Source organism: Vibrio lentus, from assembly GCF_030409755.1.
Classification (GTDB): Bacteria; Pseudomonadota; Gammaproteobacteria; order Enterobacterales; family Vibrionaceae; genus Vibrio; species Vibrio lentus.
On the sequence record NZ_JAUFQE010000002.1, the window covers coordinates 346,164 to 362,589 of the forward strand.

A 16,426-nucleotide genomic window follows, 5' to 3' on the forward strand; every position below is an offset into this window, starting at 1 on the left:
TTCTTTCCTAGTCCCGTGTCAGGCTTATGCTTCTTCGATACAAATTGCGATGTCTTTCACTTCGTAAATACGCAGGCCATCTTTGCTCAGGTTTGCGTCGCCAACGATGATGCGTTTGCCGTCTTCGTCTTTGATTGCAGTGATGTGTACATCCAGTGACATCTGTTTGTTCAGAGGGTTAATCTGACCACGGTATTTCCACTTCACTTCAGATTGAATTTGACCAAACTTCGGATTGCGGAAGCCAGCGCCAAGGTCTTTGTTCAGAGCGTAGGTTTGCATTAGTTCGATGATCGCTTCGACACCTAGAGAGCCTGGCATTACCGGATCTTGATGGAAGTGGAACTGGAAGAACCAATCGCTTGGGTCAATCGTACGCTCAGCGTATAGGTAACCTAGGCCATCTTTACCACCATCGCTGGTGATCTGCACCGTATCGATAAAGTTTAAGCGACCGCCAGCCAGTTGGTAGTGCTCTTGTACTTCACCAGTAGCAGAAACAGGTGCATTGAAGTAACGCGTCGTTTTGTCTAGTAGGTTGATGTTTACATCAGGCGTGCGGTTGTTATCAACATGCCAAGGGTGAGTCACTTTACCGTTGTCCAAACCAAGTTGATCTTTCAGTGCTGCGCCCTTGAAGTAACCAAATACCGCTGTACCTTGGTAGAAAGGCACGCCGTCAGTGCTCAGTTCGAAGCTGAAGCTCTGAACGATGTTGGTGCCCATCATTACTGTTGAAAGCAGACGAGAATCGTTGGTAATCGTTTTGCCGCGCAAGTCGACGTTACGCAACATTTTACCGCTGCCATCTAGGTTGCGGAAAAACAGTTCTTCACCTGGGAAGCCCAGTGTTGTGCCCATGTAGCCTGAGATGAAGCCGTTTGGCTGCAGTGAAATCTCCATCAATACCGAGTAAGGCATTAGGGTCTGGTGGCTGTTTTCATCAAAGTACCATGCGTTTTCTGGCACTTCGTATTCTGCAATACACGATGAAGGCTTCTTGAAGTCGCCACGCTTACCATCGATTTCAACGACACGAGTGGTTAGCTGTAGGTCGCCACACGGAGTACGTGGTGGAATCATGCCACGGTAGATAGAGAAATCAGGACCGAAACATTTCTCGATATCACCAGTCGCGAATTCGAACATATGATAAGGCGTGAATGGAACCGTATCGGGTGTGCGGTTCGGGTAATCAGGAGTTACCGGAGCTTCAACGTGTTGAAGAGGAACCACACCTTTGTTTGGTGCAGTTTCTAGGTCTTCAATTTGAGCCATTAATGGCGCATTAGCTGAAGCCTGCTGATTAACGGCTGGTGTATGTCCCAAGTTTTCGATAACAGGGGTCGCGACAGCTGTTTCTAAAGAAGGCAGGTAACGAGTACATTCGTCGTCTTCTTTGATCATCACCCCCAAGTTTTGGAAATCAACAATCACTTTGCCGTTCAGCAAAATATCGATGTTGGCTTTCGCGTATGGACGAGGGCTTAGACCAATCTCAGTCACTTCCATGCGGTACGTCAGCTCTGCCGATTGTGGTAGCACTTGTCCACGACAACGTACTTGTTGAGGCGCATTCTCAAGCGGTTGGAAACGACCATTTTGAACAAGCGTATGCATGCCAAGGTGCATCATGAAGAACTGAAGCAGTTGACCACAACCTTCTGCCATCAAAGAACCAGCCATTACTGAGTCATCTTTGAAGTGACAAGGGAAGTACCAGTGCTCAGGCTCTAGCTGCTTGTGACCTTCAATCAGACCAAGTCCCCATGTGCCGCCTTGCGGTTCAACACGGCTAACCTTTTCGATCATCATGAACTTCTCTGAGCTGAAGCATAGAGAAGGCTGGTGGCTATTGGATTGGTGAGTTGGGCCAAAACACTCTGCAATGTTGGCAGTCAGTAGATGACGCAATTCTTGGTGGTTAAACTGCGTTTTAGGGCAGTGCAACATAGGGTCGAAGCGTTGCTTAGTTGCAAGCTTACGAGCCTTGATTTCATCTTCAGTGTGAATCACACCTTTGCCATCTGCTAGCTCTTCGTCCGTGAAGAAGCCCGCACAGCCGTTATCCATTTTGAGGATCATCTTGTCGCCAACGAAACATTCGTACGAGAAGAAGAACAGCAACGTGTCGCCATTGCGAGCAAAGTTGTTGATTGAGATATCGTAACGCAGCGTATCGCCACCACGAGGCAAGTCACCAAGGAAAGTCAGCGTACAATCAAGCAGGCGATAAACTCGCTCGCCTTTGTTTTCAAAATCGATACCTAAGTAGCTGATCAGCATTAGATCACACTGACCAGATTCAACTGCAACAGCCCAAGGGATCTGACCATCAACAAGATACGGCGCATCAACTGGGATGTCGTATTCGGTGGTCATTGTGCTTGGCTTGTACTCGTTAACGGTCGCGTTTAGCTTGGTTACACGAGATACCAATAGGTAGTCAGTGGTTGGCAAGCGAACGCGGCGCGAGTAGCTATCGATGATTGCGTAATCAGGGCCAAATACATTGGCGATATCGCCTTCGGCGTATTCAACCAGATCATCGTAATCCCAGATACATGGTTTACGGATAGGTTTTACTGGTGCTGGTGTCGCAAGTACGTTGACTGGTGTTGACTGAACCTGAGCTGGTTGAGCTTGAACAGGCTGAGCTAATGTTTCGGCTGAGCTATCTAAACCAGACGTAATTGCGTTTAACTGTGCTTTTAATAGCGCATCAGCCATTTGCATGCCTTGGGCACGAGTGTGCAGGAATGCTTTGTGTACTTGCTGCGCCGCTTGCTGGTTTTGAGCAAAAGCTTGGTTGTGTGGTGTTACAGACGGCTGTAATGCTGCGTCCGTATTAGCGTCGATTGGAGACGTGCCATTTTTAGCGGATAGGACATGAGTCATATTGCTGTGGTTACCTGTTAGCTGACTGTGGCGAGTTGGCGCCAGAGTAGGGGATACTGATGTAGGAGTTTCGATGACTGGCTCTACCGCGTTCTGCGCTAATGCTTTCTTCTCTAACTCTTTTTGCACAAGAGCTGCTTGAATGCTTGCTGTCGTTGGAATCGACGCCACTCTTGCTGCTTGTTTACCAGAAGCTTTTTGCTGAATCGCAGCCAAGTTGGTCACTGGGGTTTGGGCAATATGTTGATAGATATCACGACCACCAAGAGTCACTTGCTTAACCAATTGACGTTTAGCATCGCTCGCCAGTTCATTGCTTAAACGAACGGAAAGTGATTGAGATTCAACACCCGATTGGCTTAGTAGCAGCTGTGAACATTGTCCTTCGCTGATGTTGGCAACAATCGCATTTTTAGAGCTGACATTCGGATTTAGAGGTGCAAGGTTCAGATTGAGTAGACCGTGTAGCAGGCTTGCCATACCAGAAGCTGCAGAGCAGTGACCCACACGCTGACTCGCTTGAGTCGTCTTTGTGCTCGATAAACTTAGAGATGAAGACTGATGTGATGAAGATTCTGGTGCATGGTTAAGTTCAAGCAGAGAAACATCGTTCGAGCTCATACCGACTTGAGTCAGTAACTCATCAGCAACGGCGTTGTTACGCTCACTTGAACCAAAAGCCAAGGCGTTGATTCTGCCGTAAGCCGCATCTTGGTTGCTCGCTACTTGACCTTCTTCCACAAGAACAATCGCACCTGCGCCTTCGCCCACATTCCAACTACCGTCTTGCGGTTGTCCGAATTTTGGATCAAGCGACACTGGGCTCATGCTGTTCTTCAGAATCACATGCTCTGCACTGCCGCTTAGGTCGACGGCTGCAATCACAACAGCGTCCATGGATTCTTGCGACATTAGGTTTTGTGCGACATCAATACAACGTGCAACTGACTGTTCAGCGGCTGAAATCGTAAAGGCAGGGCCGTTAAAGTCCCACAATGAAGAGATACGCGAAGCCATGATGTTGCCGATGAAACTGGTGTATTGGTTCAGCTTGGCTGCGTCCATCACACTGTCCATCGCGATGGTTTCTAGCGCTTGGTATTCGTCTTGAGTTAGTTTGATGCCCATGTTGGCAAAGCTGTCAGCCAATTGGCTATGCAGGTTTACGCGTCCACGGAATTGGTGCATCTCAAGCTCTGTTTCCATCGCAACGAGTACTGCAACCTTTTGGCCTGCTACAAGCTTGGCATCTTTAATGGCTTCGTCTGCAACTTTCATCAGTAGCAACTGCTGAGAGATCAAACGGTCATCTTCATTTGGCGGCACTTTGAAGCGAAGGAAATCGAGATCGAATTGATCGATGTAGGCTCCGTTTGGAATGCCGGGTAAACCAAACTGATTCAGGAGTTCTGGATGTTGGTCTAAGCCTTTCCAGCGTTTCTTAGGCAAAGCAATGAAAGCATCGTTGTTGGTTTCAATCGCAGTGCTCAGTGCATTGATACTTTGCAGAGAACCGAAGTGAGACGCGAGGCCTGTAATGCTTAAATTAGACGGTTGTAGGCTTGGAGAAGCCGACTCTAAAGTCTGGTTTACATGACGAGTGTCTGAATACGCTTCAAGCAGTAAGTGAGCGTTACAACCACCGAAACCAAAGACAGAAACACCTGCGCAGCGCTCTGGGTTACCCGCTTTACTTGGCCAAGATTGAACCTGCGTTGGCAGAGTCTGTGAGCCAAATAAACCTTCCGGCGACGATAGTGGCTTATCCAAGTTAATACTTGGCGGAAGCACACCTTCTTTCATCGCAAAGATCATCTTCATGATCCCTGGCATACCTGCCGCAGTCAGCAAGTGGCCGAGGTTGGACTTCGCAGAGCCAATCAGTGGCGGGTTAGAACCATTCAATTTGTCAGCAAAGAAACGCTCCATTGAGGTTAACTCAACTTTGTCACCTAATGGCGTGCCGGTTGCGTGACACTCAATCACTTCAATGCTGTCTGGTGTTAGATTTGATGCCTCGTAAGCGCGTTCAAAGGCTTGGACTTGTCCTTTGCTATTTGGGCTTAATACGAACTGGCCACGGCCATCGTTCGACAAGCCAATACCGCTGACGACTGCGTAGATGTTGTCGCCATCACGCTCCGCATCAGCTAAGCGTTTTAGGACTAAAACCCCCGCACCTTCGCCAGCAAACAGACCTTTACTATTGCTATCAAACGGAACCGACACTCCGTGGTCAGGGTAAGCGTGGAAGATCGAAAAACCCATGTTGATAAAGAATGGGTCAGCACCGGATACCGCGCCTGCCAACATCATGTCGGCTTTGCCCGTGTTCAAGTAATCACACGCTAACTTCAATGAATACACAGAGCTTGCACATGCGGCATCTAGACTCAGTTGTACGTTACCTAAACCCAATGCATCAGCCACTAACTTAGAGGCGTTATGCGCTGCAGCACCATTGATAGGGTTGAGGTCTTGCGCGGTTTCATTGGTTGGTAGCAATGAAAATTGGTCATTAGCTAATTTATCTTTCAGTGCTTTTTCGACCACCGAGTGATACATCGGCAGAAACAGGTCGTTCGAGCGTGTTGTTGGGAACGAAAGGGCACCCATGATCACGCCGGTACGCTCTAAAACATCGGCATTTAAATCAATGCCGGCGTCGACTAAAGCCTTGCGACTGGTATCCAAAGCCCAAAGGAAACTTTGGTCAACACCGTTGAACGACTCGGCTGTTAAGCGGTAGCCATTGCTATCGAAATTGAAGTTTTCGATGTAGCCGCCTTTGTCACAGTAAAAGCGGTCTGACTCACCTTGCACGCCCTGATAGCTTTCAGGTTTAGCGCCTAACTTTTCAGCGCTTAATGTGGTTCGAGAATCTTTTTTGTTTAGCAAGTTTTGCCAAAAATCTTTTGGCGTATCAGCTTCAGGGTATTGGTTAGCAATACCGACAATCGCGATCTTATTGCACTTCACTTGCTGTTTGTTCTGAGCCTGATTCGATTGAGAACTCATACTAGCTCTCCTTGATGATTCACTGCGCTGCCTTGAGACACACCACTTAATTGCTTCGTGGTGATCTGTTGTTCTAGCCCTTGAATAAGAGGCTCGACAGACAGTGGAATTTGATGAGTAATGAGCTGACCAATGCATTTGATGAGCGTGACAACATCGTCACCGCCTTTGGCATTGGAAGCGATTGTGCAGTATTGGTCGGCTACGTTGTCGCTACGATTGATCTTGTCGATCAATGTGCTGGTTTGACGATCGGCACCGACTTCTACAAACAGGCGAGCACCTTGTTGACGTGCACTCTGGATCAACGCGGTGAAATCCAGCGTTGAACAGAAAGTGTCGGCAATCGAAAGGGCGATGCTGTCGCTGTCGATATTGATTGGTGCGCCAGTCGGCAGACCTGCCGCGCTGATAAAGCGGATACGTTTTGGCAACTCGTCGAACAGTGGTTGCGTGTAAAACTCTTGCACTTGGCTATGTTGGCTCAACGCTGGCGTAGTGTGCATTGCAGTAACACGGTTAGCGGCAATGCCACGTTTACCCAGTTTCTTGAGCAATGCACGACAGGTACTTTCACAACCTGCTAGCACGCAAGTATCACCTTGGATGATAGCGAGATAAGCGCGCGGAAACTCTGGTAGCAGCGCCTCAATCGCTTGTGCATCACTGCGAACCACAAAGCTATTCCATTGGATGTTTTCGTCGCCGTTGAGCTGCCAATCTTGACGCACTGCGGTGAGTTCACCAGAAATAGCCGTGGTGAAGATAGGACTGGTTTGAGTCATCTCAATCAGCGCATGTGGTTTCTTCCAAACATTTAAGCTGGCCCACATTGAAGCTTCACCCTTGGAGTAGCCCAAGGCGAAATCTGGCTGCACTTTGAATTCATCACACAGCAGTTGTGTTAACAGATAACTACTGCCCACACCTGCAATGGCCAATTCACTGAGTGACATTTCTTGCGAGTCTTCAGCGTAGGTTTTTTCAGCCTGCAGCATCTCTTTCAAGTTACCTTCGCGCTCTAAACGAGCAAACAACTGTGGGAAATGGTGGTGAAATTCGCGCAACATACCGGGATAAACCGTGCCAACACCAGGGTAAACAAATGCAACGCCACCTTTGCTTTGAGGCATCGGTGAGAAACAACTGCCCGCTGGCGTTTTGTATTGGCTATTTTCAGCCATTACTTTTGGCAACGCATTTTCTAGCGCTATGATCTCTTGTATTGCAGCATCAATTGAAGCCGCTTGAATCACGATGTTCGCATTACGGCCAGCATTGTGCTGAACGCTTTGGAAGTGACTTAGGTTTGAATGCATCAAGCTGGCGATAGCAAGTTTGCTGTCTGCCGCTTCGTCAACGCATTTAAGCTCAGCTCTTAACGAGATTAACTGAGAAACCAACTCGGCTTGTTCGTTGCCTGAAACCACAAACATCAAACGCTCGCTTGATAGCAAGGGTTTTGGTTCTTGCAAACCTGTTGCTTGCGTCAATATTAGGCTGGTGGCTTTTTGGTTATCGTCACTGAAATTTAACGCAGCAACACGAGCTTTGTTCGGCTCAGTGAACCAGTAATGGTTAGGTAATGAATGGCTCGGTAATGAACGGCTCGATATCGCCTCAACTATATTCAACAACTCATCAAACTGCTGCGAAGCAGATAGGGCTGAGTATTGCTGTTGATGGCTTAGGTCTGTAGCGGGGCGGCGTGCAATATCCAGAGCAAGCTGAACGCTATCTTCGGTAGCTGAATCTACAAAACCCGCTAGATAAGCGTGTGGATGAATCTTGTTTTGAGCAGCCGTCAACGCGCTCAACATCACTAATGATGGAGAATGAGAATCCAAACAAAGCTTAACCACATTACCTTGATTGACTGTCTCGATGGCGTGAGCAAGTGCTTGATTAAAATTGCCATCAACCACAACAGTAACCATCTCAGGAAGCGAAGGTGATAAGTCGGCAGAAAGCTCAGCCGCGTTTGCTGGCTGAGCTAAAAGAGCGATGCGCAATGGCATCGCTTTATTAGTAGGAACAGTCACTATGACAATTGCTCCTTTTCTGCGTTCTTAGTCGCCTCTTTCTTTGATACTGCTGAGCTAGACTTCGGCAAAAATGCGTCGTTTAAGCTCTTGCTGATGGTGACTTTGGCACCTTTCATTACCGCACTTAAACGACCATCTTGGTGGTAAAGCGAGATATCAGCTTGCAGAGAACGAGCCGTGCTTTTTATCACGCTCAGCTCTAGCCAACCTTGGTCACCATTGTGCATCGGTGCGTAACAAACAAACTCACCGATTGCAGACGGTAGGCTTGCCGCGCCGTATTTCAATCGAGCCCATACCAGCATTGCTTGCAACAGATAATCTTCAGCAAATGGCTGACTATCGCCAAAACCTTGCTTAGGAATAAATGATCCGCAGTCGCTGTTTTCAATCTGAGGCAATTGGCACTGAGCCAGTAAGCCTAAGTCGTCAAAGCGTTCGACTGAGGTTATACCTTGCAGTCTTGGTCCGTGAAACAGAGTGCCGTCACTGTATAGAGCTTGTGCCGTTGTTACAGGTGCTGAAGTGTTGGCTTCAAAGCGCTTTTCTGACGCTTGTTGAGCATCTTCAGACACTTGCACAGAGGCAACTTGCAACTGAGCTTGATACTGTGGTCGCCCTTGGCAACTGATCACCGCTTTTAGCTGCTCTTTTGATTTAGCATCAGAAGAAAGAACCAGTTTTAGCTCTTGCACTTCATCAGTATCAAAAATCACACCCTTAAGCAGTTTGTAGTTGTGAACGCTAACGTTCAGCCCTAACAGTTGCTCTGCCACTTCACGCATCCATTGGATGGCACACACTGTCGGTAACACTGGGTTACCGGCAATGCAGTGATCTTGAATGAAAGGCAATGCCTTTGGATCAAGATGACGTGTCACAGTAATGCTTGTACTCAGCGGACTCTCTGCAAGGTGCACAGACTCCGCATTAAGCTTTTTTACAGCAGCTTCCTTGTTGTCAGAACCTTGCATGCTCGTACCAACCAGCAGTTGAATGCCAGTTTCGTTCAGTAGTTGAGAGCTAAACAGCTCTGCACCCGCCTGAAGAGGAATCACGTACACACCGCGCTCTGTGAACATACGTTTCAGTGCTGCGTTGACCATGCCACCGTCCCACGGTCCCCAGTTGAAGCTCATCACTTTCGCTTGAGGGTTACGTGCAGATAGTTGTAGAGCCGCTTTGTTTAGGATCTCGTTGGACATCGAGTAATCACTTTGGCCAGTGTTTCCGTAGAAACCCGCCGCCGAAGAGAACATCGCAATCAGTTTTAGCTTGCTGCTATCAAGACCACCAAGAACCGCTTCTAGCCCGCCCACTTTCGTGCCGTAAACCATGTTCAGTTCATCAAGTGTTTTATCTTGAATGTGTTTGTCAGCCAGTACACCTGCACCGTGGATAAGACCCGTGATGCCGTCGAAATTCGCCAGTGTTTTCGCTACAGACTCATGGTTCGACACATCTAGACTTAGGTATTCAGCGCTCGCGCCAATCTCGTTGAAAGCGGCAAGTGCTGCGTTGATTTCAAGGCTGCTCAATACAGGTTTTAGCAAGGTATCAACTTTCTTTGGCGTTGGTTTGTCACCTGTTGCTTGTAGGTGAGCAATAGCCGCAGGTTTAAGCTCTTTCTCTTGCTTGCCTTGTGCCCACTGAGGTAGCTCAGCTGAAGTAATATGCTTACTACGACCTGCAAGAATGAAGTGAGACTTACATTGCTTAGCAAGCGTCAGTGCACATTCAAACGTCACGCCTTTAGCGCCACCAGTTACGAGAACTTTGTCGCTCTTGGTGAGTTGAGCACCTGTGTTTTTGGTTTGTGCAGCACCTGGTGTTGCCGCAATCAATGTTGCACGACCAGATTCACCGTTTTCTGCATGGCTAAGGCCGATTTCAACCGTGTTGGTATCGATATCGAACAGTTCGCCTGTGATAGCTTCAGCTAGGTGACGAGCATCAATAGAAGCGTCAGCATCCAATGCGCGGCAGAACACGTTTGACCATTCATGGTTTAGTGTCTTAGTTAGACCAGACAGCGCGGCTTGGTTAAGTTCCGCATTCGCTAGTTGCTTAGTATCTAGGTAACCAAAGCCACCATCGATACGGCTTAGTGTGAAGAAAACACTGCGACCAGAAACGGTATTCAGCTGACCATTTAGGTGCTTCGCGAATAAGAACGCTGTGGTTAGTGAAGTTCTTGAGTCTGCATTCAAGTTAACCGCTTGCTCGTTGCTTTGTTTCGCATCAACGATAGCTTGTAAATGAATGAAGCCAGCAATCACTTTGTTCGACGTTTTAAGGTCTGCTTCGATGTCGTTAATAACCGCAGTCACACCAGCATCATCGATGCTGTTGAGTGTGTAGCTTGCGATTTCACTGTTTAAAGGTGACGCGGCAGAAAGGGCACTACGCACTACGGCAACTTGAATGCCGTTAGCGGTCAACTTTTCTGCTAGAACACCGGCGTTGTGACCATCATCTGTGATCACGACACAAGCGTCTTTTGAGAAACAATCGACGAGTTTATCTGCCGCTGGTAGCTTTTTTAGCGCTACCTCATTGTGTGGAGGAAGTTCCGCTGTCGCTGTTTCTGCGATAGGCGTTACTGATTCAGCTTTTGGAGTCGCTACGGGTGCAGCAGCGGATAGCTTGCTTTGCATGTATGTAACGATTTCACCAAGCGTACGACACTCAGCTAGGTCTTCAGGGTTTAGCTCTGGCAGCGTTGGTAGCTGGTCTTGAACTGTACCTAAAATCTCAACACGTTTGATTGAGTCGATACCAAGGTCTGCTTCCATGTCCATCGCGAGGTCGAGCATTTCTGCTGGGTAACCTGTTTTGTCGGCAACCACTTCCATCATTGTTGATTGAACATGAGCAGGGTTTAGGTCGTTGCTTGCGCTTTCTACAGCGGCTGTAGCTGCTACTGTCGGAGTTGCTGCGTTAGGAGCTAACTTGCTGTTCATGTAGTCAACGATTTCGCCAAGAGTACGGCACTCAGCTAGGTCTTCAGGGTTTAGCTCTGGCAGTGTTGGTAGCTGGTCTTGAACCGTACCAAGGATCTCAACACGTTTGATTGAGTCGATACCAAGGTCTGCTTCCATGTCCATTGCTAGGTCTAGCATTTCTGTTGGGTAGCCCGTTTTATCAGCCACTACGCTCAGCATTGTGCTTTGAACTTGTTCTGCGTTTAAACCGTTTGATACTGCTTGCGCTGGTGCAGATGCTTGAGCTGCTACTGGAACAGAAGCTGGAAGCTTACTGTTCATGTAGTCAACAATTTCGCCTAGAGTGCGACATTCAGCTAAGTCTTCAGGGTTTAGCTCTGGAAGAGTCGGTAGCTCGTCTTGTACCGTACCTAGGATTTCAACACGCTTGATTGAGTCGATACCAAGGTCAGCTTCCATGTCCATTGCTAGGTCTAGCATTTCAGTCGGGTAGCCCGTTTTCTCTGCGACTACTTCTAACATGGTTTTTTGAACGACAGCCGCATCTAGACCATTGCTAGCTGTTGCCGGAGTAACTACTGGTGCTTGTGAAGACACTGGAGCAGAAGCTGGAAGCTTGCTGTTCATGTAGGCAACGATTTCGCCAAGAGTACGACACTCAGCCAAGTCTTCAGGGTTTAGCTCTGGAAGAGTAGGCAGTTCATCTTGAACCGTACCAAGAATCTCAACACGCTTGATTGAATCGATACCAAGGTCAGCTTCCATATCCATTTCTAGATCAAGCATTTCCGTTGGGTAACCTGTCTTCTCAGCAACCACTTCTAGCATGGTTTGTTGAACGACTTTCGCATCAAGACCGTTAGCGGCTTGAACAGGAGCGGCTGCGCTTGGCTGTGCTGCCACAGGCGCTGATGCTGGCATCTTGCTGTTCATGTAGGTAACGATTTCACCAAGAGTACGACACTCAGCTAAATCTTCAGGGTTCAGCTCAGGTAGGTTCGGCATTTCGTCTTGAACGGTACCAAGGATCTCTACACGCTTGATTGAGTCGATACCAAGGTCTGCTTCCATGTCCATTTCTAGATCAAGCATTTCCGTTGGGTAACCCGTTTTCTCAGCGACTACTTCTAGCATCACTTTTTCAGCATCGGCTGTTTGTACTGCTACTGGTGCAGCCACAGGAGCTGGTTGTGCTTTTACTGGCACAGGCTGAGCTGCAACAGGTGCTGCTGCTTGAGCGACTACTTGTGGTGCAGGAACGGCTTTCTGGACTGGAGCTTGCTGAACTGTTGTATTTTGAACTGGCACAGCCTGTACAGGAGCTGTTTGTACTTGAGCTACAGGCTGTTGGACGATAGCTGCTGGAGTAGTTGGAGCTTGAATCGCTGGTTGAGCATTTACTGGCGCAACGAAGGTTGGTTGTGCCGTTTGTACTGAACCTTGCGTCAGCATATTAAGTGCTGAGTTGTTGCTGTGCGCTTGCATTTCTAGGTAATGAGCGTGCGCTTTTAGCGTTTCAGCTTGGTGCTGGTGGAACATTTCCATAGAACGCTGTAGGTTCTCAGGAATTGCTACTCCTGCTGTTGCCATTTTCGCTTGCTCAGACATTAGGGTGTTGAATGTGTCACCGTATTGCTGAGGAATCGCCAAGAATTGCTGATGTACTTCTGCTGTTTGTTGTTGAGCATTGAAGAACGATTGCAGTGAAGATTCATCAACTGTTACTTGAGCTGCTGGCTGAATAGTCGCTGGTGCAGATTGCGCCACTTGTGGCTGCTGAGCTGCTGTTACTACTTGTGCACTTGGTGCTGGAGCAGTTGACTGTTGTACATTTGAAGCTTGAGGAGCAGCCACAGGTACTTCAACGATTTCTGTTTTAATTACTTCTTTTTCCACGATTTTCTCGACTTCAACTTTCACTTCAACAATCTCGGTCTTTTCGGTGACGTTGCCCGAAGCCAATGATTGATCCATTTTCTTACGAGTAGCAGGGCTGATGTAGTTGGTTGCATTCAGCTTGATGTTCATTGGTGATGCCTTTGCAGGTTCAGCAATGTCAGCTTGGTAAGGGTCAATGTTGTCTAATGAAACACCTGCCACGCACAGTTGAACCGCAGCTAAACGAAGCTGTTGGTCACTGTCGCCTTTAGGGCTTGGGTTGATGCTGATTGCATAAAGTTCTTCGTTCTTATCAGCCAATGTTTTTTCAACCAGCTTTTGAAGAATGTTCTTCGGACCGAACTCAACGAATACACGCGCGCCTGCTTCATACATCGCTTCAATTTGCTCGCTAAAACGAACCGATTGCAGCATGTGTTGCTTGAACGCTTTCTTAATCGCTTTCGCGTCTTTGCTGTGTAGTTTGCCCGTTGCGTTTGAGTAAAGCGGCAGCGTTGGAGCGCTAAATGAAGCTTTGTCAATTGCAGCAGCAAATGGTTTTTGAGCGTGAGCAACAAGTGGAGTGTGGAACGCGCCAGATACAGGCAGAGCGATTGCTTTGAAGCCTTGTTCTGTCAGCGCTTGTGCTGCTTGTTGAACCGTCGCAGTTGGGCCAGCAATAACCAGTTGAGTCGGAGCGTTGTAGTTGGCAATGCTCACGCCTTCGAATTGGCTGATGCAGCTTTCAACGGTTGGAAGTTTGTCTGCGTCTAAGATGACCGCAAACATAGTACCGCTGTCGCCTTGTTCAGGTGTCGCAGCCATCGCATCGCCACGAGCGAAAGCTAGCTGGTAGTAATCGTCTTGCGAGATAACACCCGATGCACATAGTGCGCTTAGCTCACCAAAGCTGTGTCCTGCGACCATGTCTGCTCTGAAGCCAGCTTGAGTCATGATGTCGAACTGACCCATAGACACAGTACCAATCGCACTTTGCGCATTGGCCGTGTTGGTTAACACCGCTTCTTGAGCTTTGGTTGCTTCTGGTGTGAAAGTTGGAATTGGGAACAGAATTTGCGACAGAGCCGTTTTCTTGTGCTGACCAAATACTTGATCCGCTTGAGCAAGCTGTTGACGCATCTCTGGGTAGTGACACGCAAGCTCGCGCCCCATGTTTAGGTATTGAGAACCTTGACCGGCAAATAGCGCTGCCACTTTACCTGCACCGTTTTCAGCAATCAGTGCTGACTCACGATAGCTAGTACCGTTTGGCATCTGCCAATGTGCTTTGGTTTGGCTCTCAAGCATAGAAACAGCCTGAGTCAATTGCGCTTGAAGGTCTGCTTGGTCAGTGACAACTAAACCAAGGCGAGCGTGCTTAGCGTCTACTTCGCGTAGAGCGTGCTGCTCAGCAAGCGCTTCCAGTTTGAACGCAGCGTCTGCAGCTTGAGTTGAAACTTGTTTTAGCTCATTGATCAATGCTTGACGAGATTCTGCGCTGAATAACAGAGTTTGCGGTACTTGGCGCTGACGGTATTTGTCACCGCGAGCGTGCTCTGGCGTGTACTCTTCCAATACCACGTGGAAGTTAGTGCCACCAAAACCAAATGAGCTGATACCTGCACGGCGTGGTGTACCGTCGACACGTTTCATCCAAGGACGAGTTTGTGTGTTTAGGTAGAACGGTGAGTTCTCGATATCCAACTTAGGATTCGGAGCCGATACGTTAATCGTTGGCGGCAGTACTTTGTGGTGCAGTGCTAATGCAGCTTTGATTAAACCTGCAGTACCCGCGGTTGACTTAGTGTGACCAATTTGAGATTTCACAGAGCCTAACGCAATGTGTTGCTTCTCTCCATTGTTCTCACTGAATACCGAGTTTAAGCCACCAAATTCAGCCACATCACCCGCTGCAGTACCTGTACCGTGCGCTTCTAAAAGACCAAGCGTGTGCGGTGCGAAACCAGCATCATCGTAAGCACGTTTTAGTGCTTTTGCTTGTCCTTCAGGGCGAGGTGCGTAAATACTCTTGAACTTACCGTCCGAAGAAGAACCGACACCTTTAATCACAGAGTAGATTCTGTCGCCATCGCGCTCTGCATCTTCAAGACGCTTAAGAGCAACCATGCCGATACCTTCACCAATCATCATACCTTTTGAATCGATATCGAAAGGTTGAATGGTTTCATTAGTAGTGAATGCTGGCGTTTTAGAGAAGCTCATGTACATGGTTGGTGAGTTATCAGTACACACACCACCTGTGATCATCATTTCACTGCGGCCTTCAACCAGCTCACTTAGAGCCATACGCATTGCGGCTAGAGAGCCTGCACACGCAGCATCTACTACACAGTTGATGCCACCAAGGTCAAAGCGGTTAGCAATACGACCTGAAATTACGTTACCCAATGAACCAGGGAATGAGTTCTCTTCCCAGTGGATGTATTGGTCTTGGAATTTTTTGATCAGCATTTCGCTGTCGTCGTCGCTGATACCACTGCTCTTGAAGACTTTTTTCAAAACAGGGTATTGAAGACGAGCATTTAGGCTTTGAGCGATCTTTTGACCACCACCAACACCGAGCGTGATACCGATCTTATCGCGATTGTAGCCTTCAGGCAGCTTGGCATCTTCAAGTACTTCTTTTGCAACGATCAAAGAAAGCAGCTGTGAAGTATCAGTTAGTTCTAGGATATTTGGCGGAAGACCGAACTCCATAGGGTTGAAGTCTACTTCTGGGATGAAACCACCGCGCTTACAGTAAGACTTGTCTGGCGTAGTACGATCTGAATCGTAGTAATCTTCTGGACGCCAGTGCGTATCTGGTACTTCAGTAATCGCATCGATCTTTTCGCTGATAAGGTCCCAAAATTTATTCAGGTAGCGAGAGTTTGCAAACATGCTCGCCATACCAACGATAGCGACAGGCATATCTTTAAGGCGTTTATTCAGTCGAGAATCGTCGACTGATTCCGGTGTATTTGTCTCGGGTTGGCTCATTATGAGTCTCCACTAGAAATCACAGAAAGTGATGTCGTGTTTTGAGGCTGCGCTTTTAAAGCTATAGAAAGAAAATCTGAAACAGACTTAGGGAAGCGCAGCTGAAAATTCAGGTTGCTGAGTGGCGGCAACCAGATAGAAATTAGTTCTTCGAAGTGCGTTGACTTACGAGAGTAGGGGAGGTGTTTCATGCGCGACGGTGGCATTCAAATGTTGAGGCGATGTCCATTAAAATCCTGTTCAAAGTCTGACTAAACGACAAGTCGGTATCCGCAAAGAAAACGTGTGAATTTGTTTAATGGTTGAGCAGGCTACCCGAGGTGAGTGGTCGATACAATGCTCCCAGAGGCCACTATGATCTGTTCAGACCAGATGAATTTGGCATGGTTTTGATTTTTGTATTTTTAATTTAATTAACTTATTGATAATTAATGGGTATGGGTTGTTTTTTAGTGTTTTTACTCTATATTTCGACTTGGTGAGATCTATGTCATATTTTTGTAAGTAACATTTAATGGATTCCTCTTGTGTAAGGCTAAGTGTGATCTGTGTTTTAATTTGTTATTATTTGAAAAATTAGTTTTAAGTCCTCATATGAAGGGGGTTTCCCTCCCGTATTCTCTAGGTTCCACTTAATTCATA

The 16,426-nt window shown here is 47.7% G+C and carries 4 protein-coding genes; all 4 read right to left on the reverse strand.

Translation table 11 applies throughout. The features are described 5' to 3' along the window. Positions 1–24: 24 nt before the first annotated feature. Genes QWZ07_RS09985 through QWZ07_RS26390 form a run of 4 tightly spaced genes read right to left on the reverse strand, consistent with a single transcriptional unit; the run spans position 25 to position 15,975 of the window. A complete protein-coding gene (locus tag QWZ07_RS09985) occupies positions 25–5,916 on the reverse strand; it encodes a hotdog fold thioesterase (RefSeq protein ID WP_192853213.1) in 5,892 nt (1,963 codons plus the stop codon). Next, positions 5,913–7,958, reverse strand: a complete 2,046-nt coding sequence (locus QWZ07_RS09990) for a PfaB family protein (RefSeq protein WP_192853214.1) — start codon at positions 7,956–7,958, stop codon at positions 5,913–5,915. Before QWZ07_RS09990 ends, QWZ07_RS09985 begins: the two co-directional genes overlap by 4 nt. Further along, positions 7,958–15,784: a type I polyketide synthase gene (locus tag QWZ07_RS09995; RefSeq protein ID WP_192853215.1), complete on the reverse strand. Its 7,827-nt coding sequence runs from the start codon at positions 15,782–15,784 to the stop codon at positions 7,958–7,960. The genes QWZ07_RS09990 and QWZ07_RS09995 overlap by 1 nt, the downstream gene beginning before the upstream one ends. Next, on the reverse strand, positions 15,784–15,975 hold the full coding sequence (locus QWZ07_RS26390; RefSeq protein ID WP_102315353.1) for a hypothetical protein: 192 nt from the start codon (positions 15,973–15,975) through the stop codon (positions 15,784–15,786). Before QWZ07_RS26390 ends, QWZ07_RS09995 begins: the two co-directional genes overlap by 1 nt. Positions 15,976–16,426 lie beyond the last annotated feature (451 nt).

Coding starts and splice junctions, on each gene's coding strand:
- QWZ07_RS09985 (WP_192853213.1), bottom strand. CDS start 5,916: ATGAGTTCTCAATCGAATCAGGCTCAGAACAAACAGCAAGTGAAGTGC.
- QWZ07_RS09995 (WP_192853215.1), bottom strand. CDS start 15,784: ATGAGCCAACCCGAGACAAATACACCGGAATCAGTCGACGATTCTCGA.
- QWZ07_RS26390 (WP_102315353.1), bottom strand. CDS start 15,975: ATGAAACACCTCCCCTACTCTCGTAAGTCAACGCACTTCGAAGAACTA.